This window comes from Pseudohalocynthiibacter aestuariivivens (assembly GCF_018457175.1).
Taxonomy (GTDB): domain Bacteria; phylum Pseudomonadota; class Alphaproteobacteria; order Rhodobacterales; family Rhodobacteraceae; genus Pseudohalocynthiibacter; species Pseudohalocynthiibacter aestuariivivens.
Genome location: NZ_JAGFNU010000003.1, coordinates 290778 through 312816 on the forward strand (window position 1 = coordinate 290778; position 22039 = coordinate 312816).

At 50.9% G+C, this 22039-nt stretch carries 24 protein-coding genes and 1 tRNA gene; 12 read left to right on the forward strand and 13 right to left on the reverse strand.

Going from position 1 to position 22039, the window contains the following annotated elements:
- From J4E70_RS07255 to J4E70_RS07280, 6 genes are all read right to left on the reverse strand, one after another.
- Window positions 1-168 carry a hypothetical protein gene (locus tag J4E70_RS07255; protein ID WP_213888418.1) on the reverse strand — a complete coding sequence of 56 codons (168 nt, stop codon included), beginning with the start codon at window positions 166-168 and terminating at the stop codon, window positions 1-3.
- Window positions 169-468: 300 nt separating this feature from the next.
- The gene (locus tag J4E70_RS07260; protein WP_213888419.1) at window positions 469-963 is read right to left on the reverse strand and encodes a hypothetical protein; all 495 of its coding nucleotides are present in this window, start codon (window positions 961-963) and stop codon (window positions 469-471) included.
- A complete protein-coding gene (locus J4E70_RS07265) occupies window positions 956-1441 on the reverse strand; it encodes a hypothetical protein (protein WP_213888420.1) in 486 nt (161 codons plus the stop codon). The genes J4E70_RS07260 and J4E70_RS07265 overlap by 8 nt, the downstream gene beginning before the upstream one ends.
- Window positions 1442-1524: 83 nt before the next feature.
- Window positions 1525-1683, reverse strand: a complete 159-nt coding sequence (locus tag J4E70_RS07270) for a hypothetical protein (protein ID WP_213888421.1) — start codon at window positions 1681-1683, stop codon at window positions 1525-1527.
- Entirely contained in the window at window positions 1680-2099 is a 420-nt protein-coding gene (locus J4E70_RS07275; protein ID WP_213888422.1) for a hypothetical protein, read from the reverse strand. The genes J4E70_RS07270 and J4E70_RS07275 overlap by 4 nt, the downstream gene beginning before the upstream one ends.
- Window positions 2100-2648, reverse strand: a complete 549-nt coding sequence (locus J4E70_RS07280) for a hypothetical protein (RefSeq protein ID WP_213888423.1) — start codon at window positions 2646-2648, stop codon at window positions 2100-2102.
- Between the two features lie 344 nt (window positions 2649-2992).
- Between J4E70_RS07280 and J4E70_RS07285 the strand changes: the two genes are divergently transcribed.
- The 5 genes from J4E70_RS07285 (at window position 2993) to J4E70_RS07305 (ending at window position 7484) form a co-directional block, all read left to right on the forward strand.
- A complete protein-coding gene (locus tag J4E70_RS07285; RefSeq protein WP_213888424.1) occupies window positions 2993-3151 on the forward strand; it encodes a hypothetical protein in 159 nt (52 codons plus the stop codon).
- 1134 nt (window positions 3152-4285) lie between these two features.
- The gene (locus J4E70_RS07290; RefSeq protein WP_213888425.1) at window positions 4286-4714 is read left to right on the forward strand and encodes a CBS domain-containing protein; all 429 of its coding nucleotides are present in this window, start codon (window positions 4286-4288) and stop codon (window positions 4712-4714) included.
- Between the two features lie 533 nt (window positions 4715-5247).
- Window positions 5248-6018, forward strand: coding sequence for a CBS domain-containing protein (locus J4E70_RS07295; RefSeq protein ID WP_213888426.1), 771 nt, complete (start codon window positions 5248-5250; stop codon window positions 6016-6018).
- Between the two features lie 130 nt (window positions 6019-6148).
- Window positions 6149-6700, forward strand: coding sequence for a hypothetical protein (locus tag J4E70_RS07300; protein WP_213888427.1), 552 nt, complete (start codon window positions 6149-6151; stop codon window positions 6698-6700).
- Between the two features lie 358 nt (window positions 6701-7058).
- Window positions 7059-7484, forward strand: a complete 426-nt coding sequence (locus J4E70_RS07305; RefSeq protein WP_213888428.1) for a c-type cytochrome — start codon at window positions 7059-7061, stop codon at window positions 7482-7484.
- Between the two features lie 320 nt (window positions 7485-7804).
- Here the strand turns inward: J4E70_RS07305 and J4E70_RS07310 are convergent, their stop codons facing one another.
- The 3 genes from J4E70_RS07310 to J4E70_RS07320 all read right to left on the reverse strand — a co-directional run bounded on the left by J4E70_RS07310 (window position 7805) and on the right by J4E70_RS07320 (window position 10326).
- Window positions 7805-8653 (reverse strand): cation efflux transmembrane domain-containing protein, encoded by an 849-nt coding sequence (locus J4E70_RS07310; RefSeq protein WP_343229449.1) that lies wholly within the window; start codon window positions 8651-8653, stop codon window positions 7805-7807.
- Between the two features lie 5 nt (window positions 8654-8658).
- A complete protein-coding gene (locus J4E70_RS07315; RefSeq protein ID WP_213888429.1) occupies window positions 8659-9156 on the reverse strand; it encodes a hypothetical protein in 498 nt (165 codons plus the stop codon).
- An 804-nt stretch (window positions 9157-9960) separates the two neighbouring features.
- Entirely contained in the window at window positions 9961-10326 is a 366-nt protein-coding gene (locus J4E70_RS07320; protein ID WP_246531649.1) for a c-type cytochrome, read from the reverse strand.
- A gap of 579 nt (window positions 10327-10905) precedes the next feature.
- Here J4E70_RS07320 and J4E70_RS07325 point away from each other — a divergent pair.
- Window positions 10906-11979, forward strand: coding sequence for a DUF4062 domain-containing protein (locus tag J4E70_RS07325; protein ID WP_213888431.1), 1074 nt, complete (start codon window positions 10906-10908; stop codon window positions 11977-11979).
- Window positions 11980-12192: 213 nt separating this feature from the next.
- Here J4E70_RS07325 and J4E70_RS19600 read toward each other — a convergent pair whose 3' ends face one another.
- The 3 genes from J4E70_RS19600 to J4E70_RS07340 form a co-directional block, all read right to left on the reverse strand.
- A complete protein-coding gene (locus tag J4E70_RS19600) occupies window positions 12193-13743 on the reverse strand; it encodes a DUF6538 domain-containing protein (RefSeq protein WP_213888432.1) in 1551 nt (516 codons plus the stop codon).
- A gap of 107 nt (window positions 13744-13850) precedes the next feature.
- Window positions 13851-13937: transfer RNA gene (locus tag J4E70_RS07335), tRNA-Leu, on the reverse strand.
- A gap of 133 nt (window positions 13938-14070) precedes the next feature.
- The gene (locus tag J4E70_RS07340) at window positions 14071-15441 is read right to left on the reverse strand and encodes a peptidoglycan-binding domain-containing protein (RefSeq protein ID WP_213888433.1); all 1371 of its coding nucleotides are present in this window, start codon (window positions 15439-15441) and stop codon (window positions 14071-14073) included.
- A 116-nt stretch (window positions 15442-15557) separates the two neighbouring features.
- Between J4E70_RS07340 and lipB the strand changes: the two genes are divergently transcribed.
- The 5 genes from lipB to J4E70_RS07365 all read left to right on the forward strand — a co-directional run bounded on the left by lipB (window position 15558) and on the right by J4E70_RS07365 (window position 20118).
- Window positions 15558-16217, forward strand: a complete 660-nt coding sequence (gene lipB / locus J4E70_RS07345) for a lipoyl(octanoyl) transferase LipB (protein WP_213888434.1) — start codon at window positions 15558-15560, stop codon at window positions 16215-16217.
- 118 nt (window positions 16218-16335) lie between these two features.
- Window positions 16336-16749, forward strand: coding sequence for a c-type cytochrome (locus tag J4E70_RS07350; RefSeq protein WP_213888435.1), 414 nt, complete (start codon window positions 16336-16338; stop codon window positions 16747-16749).
- Window positions 16750-16933: 184 nt separating this feature from the next.
- A complete protein-coding gene (locus J4E70_RS07355; RefSeq protein ID WP_213888436.1) occupies window positions 16934-18604 on the forward strand; it encodes a cytochrome c oxidase subunit I in 1671 nt (556 codons plus the stop codon).
- Complete coding sequence (locus J4E70_RS07360) at window positions 18605-19144, forward strand: DUF2244 domain-containing protein (RefSeq protein ID WP_213888437.1); 540 nt, start codon at window positions 18605-18607, stop codon at window positions 19142-19144. It begins immediately after the preceding gene.
- Window positions 19145-19191: 47 nt separating this feature from the next.
- Complete coding sequence (locus J4E70_RS07365) at window positions 19192-20118, forward strand: DMT family transporter (protein ID WP_213888438.1); 927 nt, start codon at window positions 19192-19194, stop codon at window positions 20116-20118.
- Between the two features lie 56 nt (window positions 20119-20174).
- Here the strand turns inward: J4E70_RS07365 and J4E70_RS07370 are convergent, their stop codons facing one another.
- Window positions 20175-20633, reverse strand: coding sequence for a GatB/YqeY domain-containing protein (locus tag J4E70_RS07370; RefSeq protein ID WP_213888472.1), 459 nt, complete (start codon window positions 20631-20633; stop codon window positions 20175-20177).
- Window positions 20634-20834: 201 nt separating this feature from the next.
- Between J4E70_RS07370 and carA the strand changes: the two genes are divergently transcribed.
- On the forward strand, window positions 20835-22010 hold the full coding sequence (gene carA, locus J4E70_RS07375) for a glutamine-hydrolyzing carbamoyl-phosphate synthase small subunit (RefSeq protein WP_213888439.1): 1176 nt from the start codon (window positions 20835-20837) through the stop codon (window positions 22008-22010).
- The last annotated feature ends 29 nt before the right edge of the window (window positions 22011-22039 follow it).

Here is a 22039-nt window from a genome sequence, read left to right on the forward strand (position 1 = left end):
TCAGCTTGAAGCGTTTTTAATGCTTGCAAACACGGGCGTCCAGTCAGACTGGACTTCCTTCAGGATACCCCACGGGATATCTAGAGGCTCAACGATGATTGGAGCGCGATACCCGCCCCACCAGCCATCATTCCCACGTTTCCACCCACCCGCATACAGGGCTGACACTACAACCTCTGCACCACCGAATAATGCACACAGTTCAGAAAAGTCTTCGGGCGTTAGCTGAAAATGCTTCCGTTTGCCTTCGTTCTAAATGTTTTGTTGTTCTGCCAAAACTGCGGCAATATCGTCTGCTATTCTCATAATCGTATTCCGTTCTGGATTCCTAACTTTGCGCTGTGTGTCGGGGATGGATGCGGGCAGCGCTTACGCATCCAGTCGGGACGTGGTCGGCGGGGAGTTCTGGGAGAGAACTCAACCCGCCCCCATCGTGGCTGCAGGAGGAACGATCAGCCACTAGGATTCTTATTTCGCTAGAAGCCCGCAGGCCGCACACAGGCGAGGTCTCTCTCGTTCGGGGATACGTCCACCCAAACTTTTCAAGCTCGACTTCTCTGCGTTGCTCAGAAGGCGTAAGGACATCAGAACTGAAAGACCCTCTCGACGTGTCAGATTGAATTTCTCCAGATCAGACTCATCCACGATTTTTTCAGCGATGGTCTTCAAGCGCTGGGCATCTACCCAATCGGCCAGAACTCCAGCTCCACTTTCCTCGAAGCCCTCTAGCGTCGACGTTTTGACACCACTTCTAGACTGAACTTCTTCCAAACTAGTTAGTAGGTCTTCTAGAGAAGCCACCAGCGAAACGAGCGCGCGTATGACGTTCGCGCTCTCTTTAATGGCTAATCTCAGATAAGGCGTCGGATCATTATCACCTTCGCTCTCGCTGCTCAGCACGGCTTGCTTCATTGTGCGACGGCTGGAATTCAAAACCCAGAGAAGGTGATTCAGGTTATCCATGATGGCACTGACACCATAGACTCGGCACCACCGGCGCGTCACACAGCGCGCTAACGCGCGTATCTGCTTCATCAATCGACTGGAGTGCATCAAGCCGCGATTTCATCTTACTGATGCTGCTGACCAGCGCGGTCTTAAGATTGGCAGAATCTGAATCAAGACCGTTCCTCTCGCACAATTCCGCCAGAAACCGTAGGTCAGTGATCGTGTTGTTCAGCGTGTCGACAAGGCTATCACGTGTGTGTGCCGTCTCGTCAATCTGGAGAGATGCAGCACGTTCCCTACGCAGATACGCAACTCTCGCGATCACATCAGGCCTATGAAATACCTTGTACGCCAATTGTGCGGAGTTACGGCCCGACCCAAATACCTTCTGATAAATGGCGGTACGAGACAGGTCACCGGACGCCGCGATTCTGCAAATTTGCTCGTGCTTCGTGTTCTTCAGCGGTGTGCTACCAAGTTCCGTACCGGTCATAGCGGTAGGGCCACGGAACGGGGCGTCAAATCGGGGCGGGACGCGATAAATTCGGCAACTTCACGGGGCAACCTCTCAGCTTCCTAAGCAACTAACTTCGAGAAGATTTTGGCAGGTAAGCTCTCCCGGGCAATTTGTCCGCGCTGACGTCGGATACGCGCCGATTTCTCCGCGACGGTTTCGCGCATGGGCTTATCGGTGTAACCGGTCAACTCAATCATGCTTGAAAAGAAACCATTCATGAGTCTGATTCCTCACCATTTTCAATTCCAAATTTTCTCGCATAGTCGAGCCTTGCCTTGGAATTTGGGAGCTTCGACATTTCTATCTGGTGCGGCGTCATTTCGCGTTGGGGCTTACTCGCGATCCAGTGCCCGACCTTTGCTGAAGATTCCACGATTTCGGAAATCGCCCCCTCAACGTCGAGGGGATAGTCATCATCCGCCAAAGTGTACAACTTCACGGAATGTAAAGCCGCCACCTCATCGCTGGACGGGCTTATGGCATGGATAGATGCGCACGCAACTGAGATTTTCTGTACTGCCGACATCAATCGAGAAACGCGCTGGGCTGAGAGATTGGATAGAAGCCCTTCGAGTGCTCCGGTAGCTCTCTCGTTAAAAGCGATGTGTCGGTCGGTTATTGTGAAGTCGGACATTTAAGCCACCTTTGATTGAGTTTGATAAGCATTGTGAAGATTTGCGGTGTAAAACTGGAGCGAGAATGCCCGCCATTCGGATTCCAGCATGGGTATTGCGTCTGACTGCCCTGTCAGGATGTATCGGAGTACGTCAGGATGAAGATGTAAGACATGTGTCACGATTGAGTGCACTGGCGTCGACCAGAACGCCGTGACCAGTCCGGTCACGAAGGCAATCTGAACGCGCTGCAGCCGTTCGAGTTCTGGCTGTGTGAAGGTGGTAAGGAGTTCAGCAGCACGTGCCGTGGCATCGTCGCCAAGATCGACACCGGGTTCGGAATGGATTCTCGCAGCAACATCCGCAGCAACAAGCGATTCAATCTCAACAGTACTGAGACCCTTTTTTCGGGCTTGCCGTAGGCGGACCACCGTATTCGACAGCCGATAGAATTTGGTGTGTCCCCGGCGTTCTGATGGGAGACCTCTAAGCCACCCGCGTAATGCACGCATTGTGGATGGGATCAGGGCATGGATAGCCGGTGTGGGAAGTGAATAGATGTCAGTCAAAACGCTGACCTCCTGAATATGGGAAGATTTCGGGTGAAGAGTGAAAAAACCATCACCTCGTATGCACATGTCTAGCACACTGATTCGTAAAAAGCAATCACGCCAGCACAAAACGGGTCATTTTGCAAGCATTTTCTTCCGGCCCCGATGTCACATAGGATGACACAGGGAATGACACACAGAATGACATTGTGAATTAGAGTGGCAAAATCGTGTCATTCTAAGTGAAATTATGCTTTATTGTCAGTATGTTAGACGATAGTATCGTTTGATATTCTGAAATGCACAGTTTAGACTAACGATGCCGCGACTTCCGTGGTGGTAAACAAAAGAAAGTACAGGCAATGACTTTGAACGAGATGATCATACGCGTGACTGACGAAGTAAAAACGTTGGGAGAGAAGGAACTGGATGCCAACAATATTCAACGGCTGGAAGTCTCACTGAAAGAAGCCGCCGGTCTTCTAGGCATGGCGCAATTGGTTAAGGAAGTGGATATCTAGAAGACGTGACTACTGGTTCCCCTCGGACATCCGGATATTCGATGTATTAGTTCGACGCGCCGAATTGATTCGACAAGAACTGAACGATCGCATCTCGCGCCTCCTTATCCGGTGCATGATGTCGTGTAAGAAATACATCCAGTGCCTTCGGACCAGCCTCATTCAGCAGTCTTCGACTGAAGGAGAGCATAACGGCTGGGCCGTGGCAGAAGACACACCTAGCCCCGATAAGAGCAACCGGTGACGGTTGATCGATAGGTTGAAAGGCGTCCTTCTGTTCTTGGCCAGACACGCGCCCCGCGAGTGCAATCGATAGGGCAAGGACGTACGCAAAATAACGTAGCAGCACCATGCGAGCCTCCATATCTGGCACAGCATCGAAGCTGATCGAATGGAAACATACTAATCAGCTATGGGAATGCGCTGCATTGATTGTAATCAAAATCAGGACGGAAAGGCACAGATTTAGTACGTCTGCTCTGGGCTTATTCTGTTGAAAAACTCCAGTTTCGGGCCTAATCGATGCACTTTTTTGCCATGCAGGCCGATTAGTTAGTTTTGGCGAAGGGGTCGGCCAAACGCAATCTTCGACGCTGCTGGGCGACCGCATCAAGTCTGGTTCATAATCCTATCTAACTTTCGCCGGTCGCGCGTTTCCACCGGAAATTCGTGATTTTCAGAATTCGGTGTTTTTCAACATGGCGTAATCTGAAACTGGCTCTGCAAATTGATTGGTAGACTGTGTCCGCAACCATATGAAGGAGTTGACAGATGGAATATTTTTCTGGTCTCGCATCACGGTGAGACTGGCCGACCGGTGAGGAAAGCCGGAATGGAGTGAATGAATTGTTATACAACAAATCGACGCTGGTCAGATCGCGACAATATTAAGCTCACAAATTTAATTCAGACTACGGATTTACCCATTCAAAAATGCCTGCATTTAGGAAAAGCTTCTAAATAGCGAAGCGAAGAGTCGCATGAATACCGCATATGAAATGGCAACTTAATCCGAAAGCAGGCATAAGTTTGTTTTGAACGGTCAGGCATTGATCTGAGTCAAAACTACAAGCTTCATTGAATGATATAAAGATTAAATGAGCCACTTCACATCCCGCAAGAAAGCAGGAGAAAATGGTAACAGTAAATCAATTACTCAACGAAAAGGGGCGCAATGTTCTGATGGTTGGGCCAGATGATACTGTGCTGGATGCTATATCAAAAATGGCATCTAACGACGTTGGATCACTCGTTGTATTAGAGAACGGAGAACTGGTCGGTATCATTACCGAACGGCACTACGCACGGAATGTGTTCCTAAAAGGCAGATCATCGCCAAAAACAACCGTCGGCGAGATTATGTCAACCCGTGTTGTCTGTGTAAAACCCGAGCAATCTGTCGAAGAATGTATGGCAGTCATGACCGAAAACGGTGTGCGCCATCTGCCCGTTTTAGAAGAGAATCGAGTGATTGGACTCATTTCGATTGGTGACCTCGTAAAGTCTATAATCAGCGATCAGAAGTTTGTCATCGAACAGCTTGAGCATTACATCTCCGGCTAGCGACTCCCGGCCCTGCTGCTACCCCACCTTCTTCTAGGAATTGGACGACTGCGGTTTGTGGTCGCTTCAAGCAGACGCAGCAGAATACCGGAGCTGGCGGTCGCCACGCTAGAAGCTGAGAATGTCTTAGTGTTCTGAGCGATGCAACAGATTTATCTCGACCACAACGCCAGCACGTCGATCGCGCCTGAGGTCACTGCGGATCGCCCGAAGGAGCTCTGTGCGGCAATCCGGGCCTTTACAGGAAATGGCGTTTCTTATCACTAGTTCTTGAAAATTTGGCCTTGAGGCCTTATAATCAAAGGGTAGATCATGCTCACTATGGTTCGCTTGCGGAGGCGCAAAATATCGTGGTGAAGGGCGCGCAAACGCGCACTGTCAGCGAGACTAGTCAAGCTTTTGAATACCGTTCTCTGATGCTACGTGAAACGGATTCATCGGTTCAACAAAACACTTACATTACCCTTCAGCCGTGAACATTCACGGCATACGAGTAGCCGTTTTGGTCGCTCATCAACCGAATGGAGGAAGAGATGGGTGTTATTAGAGAAAATCAACAGAATATCGGAAACATAGGTGAAAAAGAAAGAAGTCGGAGTGGTTCGGAACGGGCTCAAATCTTGGCGCGTCACATTATGTCGACGCACATTACAACGACAAGCCCCGAGACGAGTGTCAGGGACGTTGCCAAGCTGCTCTGCAAGAAGAAAATAAGCGCCGTACCGGTCATGAAAGGACATGAGCTTGTCGGAATAGTAAGCGAAGGCGATTTAATCCAGCGTGAGGAAATCGGAACCGCGACAAGTCTAGCCGGTTTCCCGGCACGCTTGGGGATAAACGCGGATTATGACAAATCTCATGGTCTGTACGCAAAGGATGTCATGTCGAGCAATGTGGCGACGGTTTTGGATACCAGTCCGTTGACCGAGATTGTGGAAACCATGCAAAACAGGGGCGTCAAACGAATACCGGTGATGGCAGAGGACACATTGCTTGGTGGAGACACGTTGGTTGGTATCGTCAGTCGCTCGGATATCGTCCGGGCTCTTGCGAGCAGGCCAGAAGGCGCAGGAGAACCCATACAAGCTGATGACGATATTATTCGCTTCAAAGTCATTGATACACTCCTTTCGATACCGGGAACCAGTCCATGGCTGACAGATGTTGAAGTAAAAGAAGGTGTAGTTACCTTAACTGGTACAGCCGAAGATGAAACGAGTGTTGAACCATCAAGACAGGCTGTAAATGAAATCGAGCACGTCAAACAGGTCAAAGACCGTCGAATTATCTTGCAGCCCTACTGATCGTATCGTGGCTCATGAGGGATTGGCCAAGGTCCGCTTGGTCCCGCTCAGCGACCATTCGCCGGGCAACTCGAGCTACCCATAAGAGTTGGTACGCATTGTTCGAGAATTTCGCGATCGCACAGGTGGTGTGACAGATTTATCAGCTTCTGAATCGAAGGAGGAGATGTCTGGACTCGTAAATATCGGGAAAGCGTTTTGGGGTTACAACCCACTGACAAGCCTTGTTCTGGCGGCTGCAACCGTTATAGGTGCATTCTTCATCGATTTGCGGGAGCAACGCAAAACAACCTTGGCGGCGTTTACAAATGCGTACGGAACTTATCAAACTGCTGAGAGGCAGTTTGTGGCAACTGCTCTAGAAGCTATTCAGACACATGGCCGAAAAGGCGACACGATAACAAAAGAACAAATTCGCGAATTGGTGTCCGCAACGCAAACAGCACGGGAGGCGCTTAGTAAAGTTCCCACCCCAACGAACTCACTTCGGCAGTCTCGCGCCAATTTACTGAATGCTTATGCATCAAGTCTGAGGGCGGCCAACAAATTCACCGAGGGAGCTGATGGCACCTTATCGGTCACCATTGCTATTAGTGCCACAGATAATTCTGCATATATTTTTTGGCTTGATGCCGATGATTTCAAAAACTCAACTTGGCGGTTCTACTGGGCGTCTTTGTGACACTACTTAAAATTTTACAGGCAACCAGTTTTTCTTTGTGTAGTAATTTCTTAAAATGAGTTTCCTAGGTTAGCTACTAACGCGGTCGTTCGCTGCACTCGCAAACCTGACGGGCTCATACTTCAGAAGCAGACTTTCAACGGGTTGCTATGCCGCATTTTCCTTCTGCGCTGCGGCGGTCCAGTTAGAGATCTCATCTGATCCCGGCAAAGTTAACTATTTAAGTGGAGATGGCCATACCTTGCGCCGTTCGCCGCGCTTAAAGCCTACGCATTGATTAAGATCAATTATCGGTCCAGCTAACCTCTGTATGATTATCAGGTGTCCCTTACTACTTTGTCAATTCTGGAGGAAAGCAATGATCCATCACGCAAAATCTATTCTTTCGGCAATGGCACTCATCATTGCCATTCCAAGCGCGTCAGTTGCTCAAGAAATCGGCAAGGACTCGTTTATAGCCAACTGTGCAGTTTGCCATGGTGTGAATGGAAAGGGAAATGGTCCAATTGTTGATTTATTGAAGAGTGCGCCCTCTGATCTGACTAGGATTTCTGAGCGTAACGGAGGACAGTTTCCGATTAAACGCGTCTATGAAGTTATCGCTGACGCTGATCAGAGCCGTGGTCACGGAACCAGCGAGATGCCAATCTGGGGAAACCGATTTAACGCTGATACTATTGCTCAAGAAGGGGAGTATGGGACTGGCGGTAGCGGAGTACCTACAGCACAATCTAGGGTTCTTGAGCTGGTCTTCTTTCTCGCGACAATCCAAGAGCCGACATAATCGAACTTTTGTCCGTCATCAGGGATAATAGTCTTAAGCGCTGCTTGAGCTAATAGAGTATCTGGCCCATCTGGTTGGATTGATTATGCAGCAGTCTTGCGGTGTTGCAAGCGCGGGGCTTCGATGGTTTATCGTTTAATCCTTTCTCGTTGTTTCAGAATGGCTTGGCCCTTTCCGCGTCTCAGCAGTCGACTATCTCACCACCTCAGAAATTCTGCACTCACCCGCTTGTGTACTGGCGTACTAATGCTTCCTTCGGTACGTGACCGGCACGCCGTGTTGCAGTTTTAAGGTCCGGACGCATGTCTGCTCAGCGGGGTTTAACTGCCATAGGACATCCATAATTTTTGAAACTGCTGCAGTCTAAGTGAACATTTGACCGTGCTGAGATCGGAACGCGCATTCTGTATAATAGTCCAAGACGCGTGCAGAAACAGCGCCGCAATGCCAAAGGCTACCACGTGGTCGGGCCATGCGGCGTCAAACAGCGCTACGAGACCGGCGGCGATTACAACTGCCAAGTTCCCGATCGCGTCGTTCCGAGAAAATAACCAGATCGCACGCATGTTTGCATCGCCCTCTCGATGTTTGAGAAGCGGTAAGACCGCCAGCACGTTCACGATCAAAGCCCCGACACCGAAAACCCCCATCAACCCTGCATCTGGTGAGGTCTGAACAATCAGCCTGTAAAGCGTCGCCACAAGGACACCTAGACCGAGAAATCCAAGAAACACCCCTTGTATGAGCGCGGACATCGCCCGCCACGCAACGGTCCAGCCAACAGCCACAAGAGCCAGTAAGGTAATAAAACCGTCGCCAATAAAATCGAGTGCATCTGCTTTTAGGGCTTGTGATCCACCGAAAAACCCGGCTGCCATCTCGATAATGCCGTAGCCGATATTGAGCAGCACCACGATCCACAAGGCACGCCGATAGCCGGGGGCCTGATGAGAATCTGTGCCTTCATCATTCTCCTCCAGCCGTTCCGTTCCGAAACCGGCGTCGGCCACGGCGCGCTCGATATCGGGAAGTTTTTCCAGCGGAGCTTCCAAGCTCATAACATGTGTCGCTACAGAGATGCGTACACCGTCGGCTCCCGCCCCACTGGCGGCTGCCTCGATTCGGGCGGCATCTTTGCCGCAGTCCATACCGCTAACGAGGTAACGCAAGCTAATTACTGGACGGGCTGCATCCACCCTGTATGCCGATCAATTTGCAGTCGCTGCACAAGCGAACCGTCCTTTGTTACAATGTCTGCGGAGATAGTGTCCGCATCCTTTTCTTCGACATTGCCAAGCCCGATGTTTGGGTTATTCATCCAGCTTAGCCTGTGTCCCATCATGTGCCGCACATCGTCTACGCTAAGATCCTCGCGAAGGGGCTGCATCATACTGGGCCCATAGTTTCCACGCCCATTGAAGCCCTGACCCATCATGTGGCCCTGACCCATCATGTGACCCTGACCCATCATGTGGCCCTGACCCATCATGTGACCCTGACCCATCATGTGACCTTGACCCATCATGTGACCCTGACCCATCATGTGACCTTGACCCCAACCATTTTGCCAGCCTTGTGAGTTGTTGAAGTCATGCGCCGATGTTGCGCTAGACAGGGACAAGAAAGCCAAACCGGCAACGCTTACAACTTTAACCACAGCTCTCAGTTCCATCGTTTTTCCTCCCGTTTCAGATCTTGTCGGAACACTATACCATCCAACCTACTAAAGAAAAACCTGCATACAACCACGCCACCCAACCCTAGGTCCGCTGTGGGCTCAAAGTGGTCGATAGGCACTCTGTCAGACTTTGTGGCCCTGTGTGTCTGTGGTGCTATGTCAGCATTTGGGATGCGGCATGCCCAGCGCCTCGTGTGTTGGTGTGGGCCGCGTTAGCGGCTGTGAGGAATGTTGGGCTTGGACGTATGACTATTATGCGGGATGGAGCTACCGTTCGTCACACCAGAAGCATTGACCGTCTCCAAGGTGACAAGACTGAACGAATGTTCAGGTATTGGCTGTCCGAGCCGAGATACCTTTGCAGAGCGAGCAGACCCATTCCGCAGTTCCGTCAAGTGCGCGACCAGAACTCTTCAGCTCGTGGTGAGAAACAACTAGTATATCTCTGCAATAAGGACACGTCGCTAGCGCATGGAAATCCGGAACATGGATGATTTTGGGCGGGACAGGATTGCAAACCATCTTTCTCTCCTTTGCGCGGGCGGTCTCCTTGGTTTCATTTCAAATGGAGCACTTCGCGGTGTTTGTTTCTCTAACATATGAGCAGCATGCTAACAGAAGTCGATTGAACGCGTCAAAACTGACATTCGTACATCGTGAGGCCGTGTGTATTGGGCTTGGACGTATGACTGCAATCCGGACGAAGCAGACCCTCGGTTTGGGCGCGCTAAAGGCCGCTCAAAGCGTATACCCAAACCGCTGCGCGAGATCGCACAGTCAAAGATTCACCTGTCGTGTCTACTCCTGTATCGATTCCAGATAGAGTGCCAAAGACAGGATCCGCCCGCGTATAGCAATCTCTGCTCCGTAGGGCCCGATTTCACCTACGATCGGCGACTTATAGACCGCTCCCCAGACGGGCATGCTGGCAGCCGTTCCATGTCCTCGCACCCCAGTACGACCATCAATTATCTGAATAACCTCCAGCATTGGGAACTCGCCATCATTAGCAGCAGACAGCCCCGTTAGAGGCTTTGGGATGTTTATTGATAGCGCACTGGCAACGGGTCCAGCGCCTTTTCCATCAACCCCATGACACGAAGCGCAGGAATTCATGTACTCTCTCTCACCGGTTTCGTCTGCAGAAGCAGCAAGTCCTGACATGCACGCCAAGACTACCCCTAAACCTAAGGCACGAAACAAGTTCTTTCTTCTATCTCCAAAAATCATATCGATCCCTCCATGCTAATAATCTCAGCTTTGCATATAGTTGGGGTGCGAGTCTTGATTTGTGTCATGTTTGAGTCCGCTGTGGGCTCTTAGCGGAAGTTCGCCTTCCTTCACAATCACAGCGCTACTGGTTGTCAGAAATCAGCAACGCTGCAGGACGTCCTTAACGGGGCATAAGACGTTTCAGTAAGACAGCGTGCATTGAGTAGGAAAGGCGGCTGTGTGGGTGCTACAGAAGCTCAAGGAAGTGCTGACGCAGGAAATTGCTAGCTAGTTAGTTTGCGCTGTGTAGCGCCCCTTAGTATCGCGGGTGGCCTTTCATATCGCTATCGTCAATCAACGGCATTACAACCGAAAACGGTTTTCGAAGAAGGCCAGAAAAGACACGAAGAGTTGTCGTTCGGTGTGATGTTGAATGTAAAAGCATGCATCGACACGTCACTTCATAAGCGTTGGATTAGCTCGGTATTTCCAGCTACAATAGCACACGAGGAGCGAGCAAGGGCGGATATAGTGACAGACAAACGCTACCAAGTGTTCATCAGTTCGACCTTTGAGGACCTCAGGGAAGAACGAAGAGCGGTACAGGACTTGGTGATCAGTACTGGCGATTTTCCAGTACAGATGGAGTCTTTTCCTGCGGCTGACGAAGATCAGTTCGAGTTCATCAAATCCCTTATCGACCAATGTGATTACTACGTCCTAATCATCGCAGCGCGGTACGGTACCGTCGCGGACGACGGGATGAGCTACACAGAAAAAGAATATCACTACGCCGCCTCCAAGGGCGTGCCTGTTTTGGTGATGCTGCACAGCAATCGTGGAAGCATAGCAACCGATAAATCCGAAGAAACTCCGGAAGGGAAGGAAAGGCTGCGCAAATTCATTGAGGAAGTTTCGAAAGGTCGGCTGCGCAAGACATGGGACTCTATAGGAGTACTGAAACTCGCAGTTCGCGAAGCGCTAGAAAATGCCAAAGCCACGAAACCACGGGTTGGCTGGGTTCGCGGGGATGCTGTTGCCAGTGTGGAAGCGCTAGAAGAACTGAACGAAGTCCGAAAAGAGAACCTGAAGTTCAGGGACGCACTGGGGCAGTTTGAAGTAGATATTCCCTTGCCGGAAATTCCGGATCACGACGAAAAAATTGAAATCGATATTTTTCCAAGCCGTAGAAACACTGGATTCGGTTCGGCAGCCAGCACCGAACATGTTGCCAGAATTCGGGGTAGCTGGATTTCTCTTTTCCCTATCTTCTACAGTAACTTGAAGTGGGGTGTAAACGATTGGAATGATGAATACTTTTACCATATCAATGAAGAGGATAGCTGCGTCTCCATCGGTTCTGCGCTAGCAAGCGAAGTCTCCGGTATAGACGCTGCAGGAACTTTCAAGCTGAATCATAATGCGCTGGAAAAGCTAACTAGCTACTTCATTGAATCTGGGTTTATGAAGCCCGACAATGCAGGCGAGCCGTTCTCGGAAATGGCTAAGCGTTACGCACGGCGTGTTAGGATCAGAAACGATCCCGGATCAGGGTTTGAGTTAGTCTCTGGGCAGTTTGACGTGGAAGACGAAATCCCCTTTTGAATGGCGCGAAAAAGGCAATGTGGCAGTAGTATTTAGTGCAGTGCCCTGTCCGAACTCTGGTTCGATTTGCAGCGTTGTGTACGGAAGCCTGCTAATCTGAAGCAGTTATGTCCAACACCGGGTCCAATAAGGGGTCCAATAAGGTGATTCGTGAACCGTTTAAGTTATTGAAATTATTAAATAAAACGTCTGGCGGAGGAGGTGGGATTCAACTCATCCCGTTGTGGGATCGATCCGTGCAAGGCTTTTAAGAAGAGATTTCATTGATGCGCCTTCCCCATATCCGTCTTCAGTCGCATCTTTGTTTGCCCTGCCCGTGAGATAGCGGCGGTGCGAGTCGGGGATTCCAACCGTATCTGCTGCGTCCTGCAGTCGATGCCTAAACGAATGGAATACAATACTCGGATCTTGTAGTTCGAGACGATCCATCTGAGATGCAAAACGCTTTCCATAAGCGCCTGAAACCCGGCCTCTGCCGTCGAATTGTAGTTCCCCCAGTCGCTTTTTGTATCGCATCCAATACTGAAAAACGAAGCTTTCTGGATTCTTAGCCGCTTTCCGTTCCGCAACCTGCTGACGCAGGCCTTCGACAATTAGCTTGGGATGGACCGGCACCCACCGTACAGACGCTTTGTTTTTCGTACGCTGGCCTTCCCCCTCGTCTGTGATCTGCATGCACCAGATACCTTCACGCTCTTGGAAATCACATATTCTGAGCTGACAAACCTCCTGAATGCGGAGGCCGTGATGAGACGCAATCCACGGTGCCCACCGATCAATGGTTTCGGAACCAAATTGTGGTTGGTTAGACGATCTGACAGCATTCAGAATTCTGTCTAACTCTTCAGTGGTAAATGGGCGTCGTGTGCTTTTAGCCGAATGTTTGGTTTTTGCTTTCTTGAACTTGTACACAGCCCACCTGTTAACATCCAAATAGCCCTGCGTAACCGCGTGCGACATAAGCCCTTTCAGCATCGAAACGTGTTTTGAAAGGGTACTGTCGCCCAGTGTCTTTGAATTCTTTTTCTTCGCAATGGCCAGAAGCTGTTGAAGCGTCTTATCGCGCATGCCTTTGCCAGACGTTATTGCGGGCAGGCCTTTTATGGCGTCCACGTATTCGCGCAGATGTCGGACCTCTAGGGATTTAAGGGCTAGTTCACCATGTAACTCGTTAAAGCGACGGACACAGTTACGGACCGCGTCAGCGGTTTGGGGGTCCACCGTCTCGGAATATCCCTCTTCGATCAAATCACGAAGGCTAAAAACATCGCCGATAAGTTGGACATCCTGCCCAAGCCGTTTAAGCACCTTGCCACCCGCATTCACTTGAGCTGCAGTTGCGGCAATCTCTGCGCGATGTCCTGCTAGATCAACTTCGATCTCTTCACTCGAGCGCGTATCGCTATCATCGTTTGGTGTGTGGTGAGGCGCTCCAGCCTCCCTAAATTTTATTCCAATTTTTCCTCTTTCGAATTGAGCTAGTAATCCTTCAACACCTCCTGCGTCTCTTAACAGCTTATTCTGATCTGGTGGCAAAAGTTCAGCCAGTCGTTTCCATTCAGCATCTCCTCGGAACTTGTCACGCTGAGCATTCATCTTTGCTCGCATCACGGCGACACGGTCACGCGCCATGTCGGGATCAGACGTTTTGAGGCTTTTACGAACCATTTCCACGCCGCCAAACTGATCACGAAGGTCAGCAGGGACTCTCAAATTGGAATAGTACGTCCCCTTACGCTGGATTGTGTTTTCGATCTTTTTCACGGCATCACCTCAAGTGTCACACACCAATGTGTGACATAATGTGTGACAAAAATATAGGTCTAAAGCCCTTAATTCATTAACCATTATATAAATAAGGGGGATGGTGATGGTGCGGTCGAGAAGACTCGAACTTCCACGGGTGTTACCCCACAGCGACCTCAACGCTGCGCGTCTACCAATTCCGCCACGACCGCACGTGATCAGGTAGTTGGCGCTTATTAGCGAGTCGGATGCGGGATGTGAAGAGGTTATTTTGACAAAGCCGAGGGGCGCCTACCGGTCGCCCCTCAGATATTTCTACTCGGTGCAAACTGCCGCGCGAAGTCCCTAAGGATTCAAGGAAAACGTTGGCAGCGTTGTGACTGGCTGAACCGTTTCGGTTTCGCCTAATGCAGCTTGATCATCCTGACCATTGGCTTGGTAGGCCGCGCGGCGGATCAATGCGTTTCGGTCTGGATTCCCAGGTGCAAAGACGGCCGTCGCCCCATTGTCGGACGCATCAAAGCCAATCTGATACCATGCAAGCGCCAAATCAGGCCGCGTGCTGGTGCCAAACCCTTGCGATAGATGGTGTCCCATCAATTCGCCATACACCTGCTCTCCCAGAACCGTCAGCAACAACGCTGAACTCAACGCGACATCTAGGTTGTCGGTGCGATAGCCAACTGAGAGACAAATTTTCGCCGTGCCGGACAATTGGGCAGGCGACATTCCTGTCGACAGAATAAAACCGCTAACGTCCTGCATCACCTGATCATGCGGCTTCAGCGACAACGCAGCTACATAGTCTTTCATCGCAGGCCCGAACGCTTCGCACTGCGCCTCTATTTGCGCATTGGTTGCACCTTGCACCCGGCTTGCAAGGTCTTCGCCCTGCGCAATCGCGTAAGTCCGTGCCAGACAGAATTGTTCATTCAAGGCAAAGTTCGGATCCGACATAGACGCTTCGGTTACAAAACCACCGTTGCTGTTTGTCAAAAGACTGACTTGGTTACAATGCGATGCAAGCGAACGCTGATTACCACTATCCGCCATAAAGTTTGGCAGGCTCACCATTGCGGTTTGTTCGGTATCGGTCGAGCCTTCAATTATTGCGATTATTTCCGGCACATCTTTTGATGTTGAGGCCAGTGTGTTTTCGTCCGCACCTTCAGGATCATAGCCGTTTACCGTCTTGCCAGCGGATTGAGGCAAAGGCTGGTTATAGGTGCCGTTCGCCTGGTCCCTGTAGGTTTGAAGAAGGCCTTTGGAGCCATAGGGACTTGAGGCGACAATCTGAGTTGTTTCATAACCGCCGGAAATGGCCCGGTGATATGATGAAACCAGGAAATCCCGTTCGTAATGCGTAAGCTGGCCCGTTGCCGGATACCCCATGAAAACCTGATACTGCGAAATCGCGCCGCGTGAGCGCCGACCCAACTGGCCATCTGGTGTTCCGGCAGGGAAACCAAAATAGTTCAGCGATGTTTGAGTCTCGCGGTTGGCGGCGCGTGTTGCGCTGCTTACTGATGTATTGCGGGTCGTCTGTGTGGTCGTTGTGCGCCGTTGATTGTTTGTCGCACTATTTACGATAACACCCCCGATGACGCCGCCAATTATACCCCCTACAATATCCCCCCCGTCAGCAAGCACTTTTGAAGCTGGTGAAAAAGCGAGTGCACCCGCAAGACAGGTCATTACTATGCGCTTTGAAAACATGTGCGCCTCCTATAAACAACTGTTGCTTTATAAGCGTTATTTTAACACAGAGCCGCTAGCCGATCTGCGTAAAAGATTTATAAAGTTGAGCTAACTGGTCAGATTTGAGGCTGAAAATGGTAGAATGGCTGACCTCTCGAGGCTTGGTTCCGTACGAAACGGCCGTGGCCGAAATGGAAGCGCGCGTTGCGCGAATCGTCTCGGGCGAAGCAACCGAAGCTATCTGGCTCCTCGAACACCCCCCTCTCTATACAGCAGGAACCTCGGCCAATTCTGATGATCTGACAGACCCTGGCCGGTTTCCAGTCTATGACAGCAAACGCGGTGGCCAATATACCTACCATGGCCCTGGACAGCGCGTTGCATATGCAATGCTGAATGTGGGAGAGCGTGGGCGAGATGTGCGCAAATTCGTCAACCAACTTGAAGAGTGGGTGATCGCAACCCTTGCAGAATTTAATGTCAAAGGGGAACGCCGGGAGGGGCGTGTTGGTGTTTGGGTCGTGCGTCACGATAAACCACTTAACGCGGATGGCACCGCGCAAGAAGACAAGATTGCTGCAATAGGTGTTCGTTTGCGAAAATGGATCAGTTTTCACGGAATATCCATAAATGTGGAACCAGATTTATCCCATTTCGATGGAATCGTACCCTGTGGCATTCGGGAACATGGTGTCACAAGTCTGGTTGATCTGGGGTTGCCCGTTACCATGATGGATTTGGATGTCGCGTTGAAACGCTGCTTCCATAGAATTTTCGAAAGCGAACCTGTTTGACCGCAACAGTGGTACTAAACCAGCACACCAGAAAAACTGCGACAACATCCCCCCTTTAACTTACAGGATAAATCCTATGTTTTAGGCGCGACTCCCTTCCTGTTCAAACGAGGTCAAAATGAAACCCATTACACTGATAGCAGCTCTTGCGATTTCCACAGCTGCGCTGCCAGCATTTGCTGAAGGCGATGCCGCTGCCGGAGAAGACGCTTTCAAAAAGTGCAAATCCTGTCATGCAATCGCAAATGGCGACGAAGTTATCTTTCGCGGTGGACGCACCGGGCCAAATCTTTTCGGAATGATCGGTCGTCAGGCCGGAACTGTTGACGGCTTTCGTTATCGCGATGATCTGGTCGCAGCTGGAGAAGCCGGTCTTGTTTGGGACCAAGAATCGCTTGCTGAGTATGTAGCCGACCCAACAACCTTTCTTCGCACCTATCTCAGCGATGATTCTGCGCGCTCGGGGATGACCTTCAAACTGCGCGAAGGTGGCGAGGATGTAGCCGCATATCTTGCAACGTTCAGCGAGTAATTAGCCGGAAAAGCTATCTAAATGGCATTGGGAGCGACAGAAAAACCCAGTTGAGCCAGAAAAAATTGCCCTGCGGCGCAGTGGATCATTGCCCGCAGGCCGATACCATTCTAATAACGTACCGGAACGTGCCGCAAAGTTAGTGACTTTTGCGCCTTAATATTTTGGGAACTGGGAGGCAGACATGGCCGACGCAGCCATTCATGGCCACGAACATCATGATGAACGCGGGTTCTTTACCCGCTGGTTTATGTCAACAAATCACAAAGATATCGGGATCCTTTATCTTTTCTCGGCCGCAGTTGTTGGCCTGATTTCAGTCCTCTTCACCGTTTACATGCGGATGGAGCTGATGGAACCCGGCGTACAATACATGTGTCTTGAAGGTGCGCGCTTTGCCGCTTCTGATGCGACCTGTACGCCAAACGGGCATCTTTGGAACGTGATGATCACTTATCACGGCGTCCTTATGATGTTCTTTGTTGTTATTCCTGCGCTTTTTGGCGGTTTCGGTAACTACCTGATGCCGCTGCAAATCGGCGCGCCGGACATGGCGTTCCCGCGTATGAACAACCTGTCTTTCTGGATGTTCATCACCGGCACGATGCTGGGTGTTGCGTCTTTGCTGTCTCCGGGTGGTAATGGGCAGTTGGGGTCTGGCGTTGGCTGGGTTCTGTACCCACCTTTGTCTACCACCGAAGGCGGCTATTCGATGGACCTGGCGATTTTTGCCGTTCACGTTTCGGGTGCGTCGTCCATCCTTGGTGCGATCAACATGATCACCACCTTCCTGAACATGCGCGCACCGGGCATGACCCTGTTCAAAGTGCCGCTGTTTTCATGGTCAATCTTTGTGACAGCCTGGCTGATTCTTCTCAGCCTGCCGGTTCTTGCTGGCGCGATCACCATGCTTCTGACAGACCGGAACTTCGGAACAACCTTCTTTGACCCTGCTGGTGGCGGTGATCCCATTCTGTACCAGCACATTCTGTGGTTCTTTGGTCACCCTGAAGTTTACATCATCATCCTGCCCGGCTTTGGCATTATCAGCCACGTCATCGGAACATTCGCTAAGAAACCAATCTTTGGGTATCTGCCGATGGTCTGGGCCTTGATCGCGATTGGCGTCCTCGGTTTTGTCGTGTGGGCACACCACATGTACACCGTTGGTATGTCGCTGACGCAGCAATCTTATTTCATGCTGGCGACAATGGTTATCGCGATTCCAACTGGGGTGAAAATCTTTAGCTGGATCGCAACTCTCTGGGGTGGTTCGATCGAATTCAAAACCCCGATGCTCTGGGCGTTTGGCTTCCTTTTCCTGTTCACCGTTGGTGGTGTAACCGGGATCGTGCTTTCGCAAGCGGGTATCGACCGGGCCTACCATGACACCTACTATGTGGTTGCACACTTCCACTATGTGATGAGCCTTGGTGCGGTGTTCTGTATCTTTGCAGGTGTCTATTTCTACATTGGTAAAATGTCGGGCCGTCAGTACCCTGAATGGGCAGGTAAGCTGCACTTCTGGATGATGTTCATTGGGGCAAACCTGACCTTCTTCCCACAGCACTTCCTGGGACGTCAGGGTATGCCACGCCGCTACATCGACTATCCTGAAGCCTTTGCTTACTGGAACGTCTGGTCGTCTTACGGCGCATTCCTGTCATTCGCTTCGTTCGTGTTCTTCATCGGTATCGTGTTCTACACGCTGAAATACGGTAAACGCGTAACCGAAAACAACTACTGGAACGAATACGCTGACACGCTTGAGTGGACACTTCCGACACCTCCACCAGAGCATACATTCGAAATTCTTCCAAAGCAGGAAGAATGGGACAAAGGCCACAGTCACTAAGTGCCCTACGAATGGACTGGAACTACGAAAGAGGCCTCGGGTAAATCCGGGGCCTCTTACGCGTTTTCTGACGGACACCCGCCCGTTTGCACGCTATCGCTATGGCCCTTTAGGTCGCTTCCCAAGCGCGGATTCGTAATTTTTATTGCTGCCACATGCATATTGCTTCTGCTGCCGCTTCTGCCACTTCTGGGCACACCTTTCGTCTGGACCCTACTTCCGTTCCTGCTTGGTGCCGTTGCACTGATCTGGTACTTCCTCAATCGCAGTTACTGCGATGGTGAATTGCTTGAACTTCTTTCTATATGGCCCGACCGAATTGAATTGATCCGCCACAACCCACGAGGCCCGCAGCAGGAATGGTCAGCAAACCCTCATTGGGTACGCGTACAAATCCACCCGGCCAGCGGCCCTGTTCCAAGCTATGTCACATTGACCGGTGAAGGGCGCGAAGTCGAAATCGGCGCTTTCCTGAGCGAAGACGAACGCAAGGCGCTTTTCACCGAGATTAACGAGCAACTTTCATATTTACGACCTTAAGCACGTTTCGGGTCGTATCCTGCATATAACGTGAATATTTTGCCCCCATGGTACAACAGCAAGACATACCAACCCGCGCATGGATGGAACTCTGCCTTCTCGGTTTGATCTGGGGCGGAAGCTTTCTCGCCATTGCGATCACACTGCGCGAAGTGGGTTTTGTCACCAGCGTTGCACACAGGGTCTTCTGGGCCGCGATTCTGCTTTGGGGGTGGGTGGCGTACCGCGGTCTGCCAATTCCGCACTCACCGCGTCTCTGGCTGTCCTTTCTTGTGATGGGAATTCTGAACAATGTGCTTCCCTTTTCGCTGATGGCCTGGGGGCAACTTCACATAGAGTCTGGCCTGACTGCAGTGTTCAATGCGGCAACCGCTATTTTTGGCGCATTGGTCGCTACCGTAATTTTTCCGGACGAAAAGCTAACGGTCCGCAAAACTATGGGTATAGTTGTTGGCTTTGCAGGGGTTGCGACAGCGATTGGGCTTGAGTCTTTTCGCAACTTCGACATTCGATCTTTGGCACAGTTGGCGGTAATAGGCGGTACAATCTCTTATGCCTTCGCCAGCGTCTGGGCCCGCATTCGTCTTAGTGGTCTCGCACCAGAAGTTGCGGCTGCCGGTATGCTGACCGGTTCATCTGTCGTGATGGTGCCAGCAGCCTTTATTATCGACGGTGTGCCGAGCTTCGCAGTTTCAAGTTCAACGCTCCTTGCAATTGGATACTACGTTTTTTTCGCAACGGCCGGGGCCTATTTGCTGTATTATCGCATACTCGCCCTCGCAGGCGCGTCGAATACGATGCTTGTAACGCTTTTGGTCCCGCCAGTTTCCATCGTTTTAGGCGCAATTGTTCTGAGTGAATCTCTTTCGACCAACGTCTACCTGGGACTGTTCATGCTGCTTTCCGGGCTTCTCATTCTTGACGGTCGTTTGTTTCGGAGGTTCAGACGCGCAAAAACAGAGGGTACCAAATAACCCCCAGACACCAGATCGCGTCTGAGCGTTATCAGTCTGCAAACTAACAGAATTGATCAACCGAGCCGATCTTTGACCATTGGTCCAACACGGCCAAAATCCATTTGCCCCGTGTATTTCGATTTTAGCGCGCTCATGACTTTTCCCATGTCGCGAATTGATTCTGCGCCAACAGAAGCAATCGCTTTGTCGATCGCTTTCTGCGCGTCTTCTTCGGACAATTGCTTTGGCAGAAACGCCTCGATAACGGTGATCTCGCTCAACTCTTTCTCGGCAAGTTCAAGCCGACCACCTTCTTCGTACGCCCGTGCACTTTCGTGCCGCTGCTTAACCATTTTCCCAAGGATTCCAAGGATATCCCCGTCTGTCAAACGGGTTTCTTCACCCGTACCACGCATGGCGATTTCACGGTCTTTGATGGCTGCGCTGATCAGGCGGAGCGTTGAGAGACGCTCTGCATCTTTACTTTTCATCGCTTCTTTCAAAGCCGAACTCAGTTTGGTCTGCAAGTCCATCGGCATCCTTATCCTCAAGGCTTCCATTTACGTCATAAGGATGTGACCTTACCCGCAGATCGGAATTGTTACAACCTTGCAACATATCTATAAGTTATTGTTTTTTATAGATAACACAAATTTCCTATTTCCGGCTTATCTCCTTGACCCCGGCGCGCAACGCACTTAGTTTCTCGAAAATTTGAGCCGGGGAGTCGCATAATGTCTACCGCCAGCACCGCGAAAACTGCTGAAATAACTTCACAAACAAAACGTACCGCGTGCCTTGTGTTGGCGGATGGGAGCATTTTTTACGGCGTCGGATTTGGCGCAACCGGTGAAGCACAGGCAGAGCTTTGTTTCAACACGGCGATGACAGGCTATCAGGAGATCATGACCGACCCATCCTATGCTGGTCAGATCGTCACTTTCACTTTCCCACACATCGGAAACACCGGTGTTACCCCAGAAGACGACGAAACGACCGACCCGGTTGCAGCTGGCATGGTTGTAAAATGGAACCCGACAGAATCGTCAAACTGGCGCGCAACAGAAGAGCTTACGGAGTGGCTAAAGCGGCGCGGCAGGGTAGGTATTGGCGGTATCGATACGCGGCGCCTGACGCGCGCAATTCGGCAGCAAGGTGCGCCACATGTCGCCATGGTCCATGATCCGGACGGCAACTTTGACATACAGAAACTTGTTGAAAAAGCGCGCGCTTTTCAGGGCCTTGAAGGATTGGATCTCGCCAAGGACGTGACATGTGCCCAGTCTTACAACTGGAATGAAATGCGTTGGGCTTGGCCAGAAGGCTATACCCCACAAACTGCACCAAAGCATAAGGTCGTCGCCGTCGACTACGGTGCGAAACGCAATATTCTGAGGTGCCTGGCCTCGGCTGGCTGCGATGTCACTGTTTTACCCGCGAGCGCGACTGCCGAGGATATTCTGGCGCAAAATCCAGACGGACTTTTCTTGTCGAACGGGCCTGGCGATCCGGCTGCGACCGGTGAATATGCAGTCCCTATGATCAAACAGATCCTCGACACATCAGATATTCCTGTTTTTGGCATCTGTCTTGGCCATCAAATGCTGGCCCTGGCACTTGGTGCAAAAACAATAAAAATGAACCACGGACATCACGGCGCGAACCATCCGGTGAAGGACCTTGACACCGGCAAGGTCGAGATCACGTCAATGAACCACGGCTTTGCGGTCGATAGTCAAACATTACCCGACAATGTTGTTGAGACGCATGTATCATTGTTTGATGGCTCAAATTGCGGTCTGCGCATGAAAGATCGGCCCGTGTTCTCTGTGCAATACCACCCGGAAGCCAGCCCCGGCCCTATGGACAGTTACTACCTCTTCGAGCGTTTTGTCGAAGCGATGAAGTAAGACAGAAGCATAAATAACCTTTTGTTAAC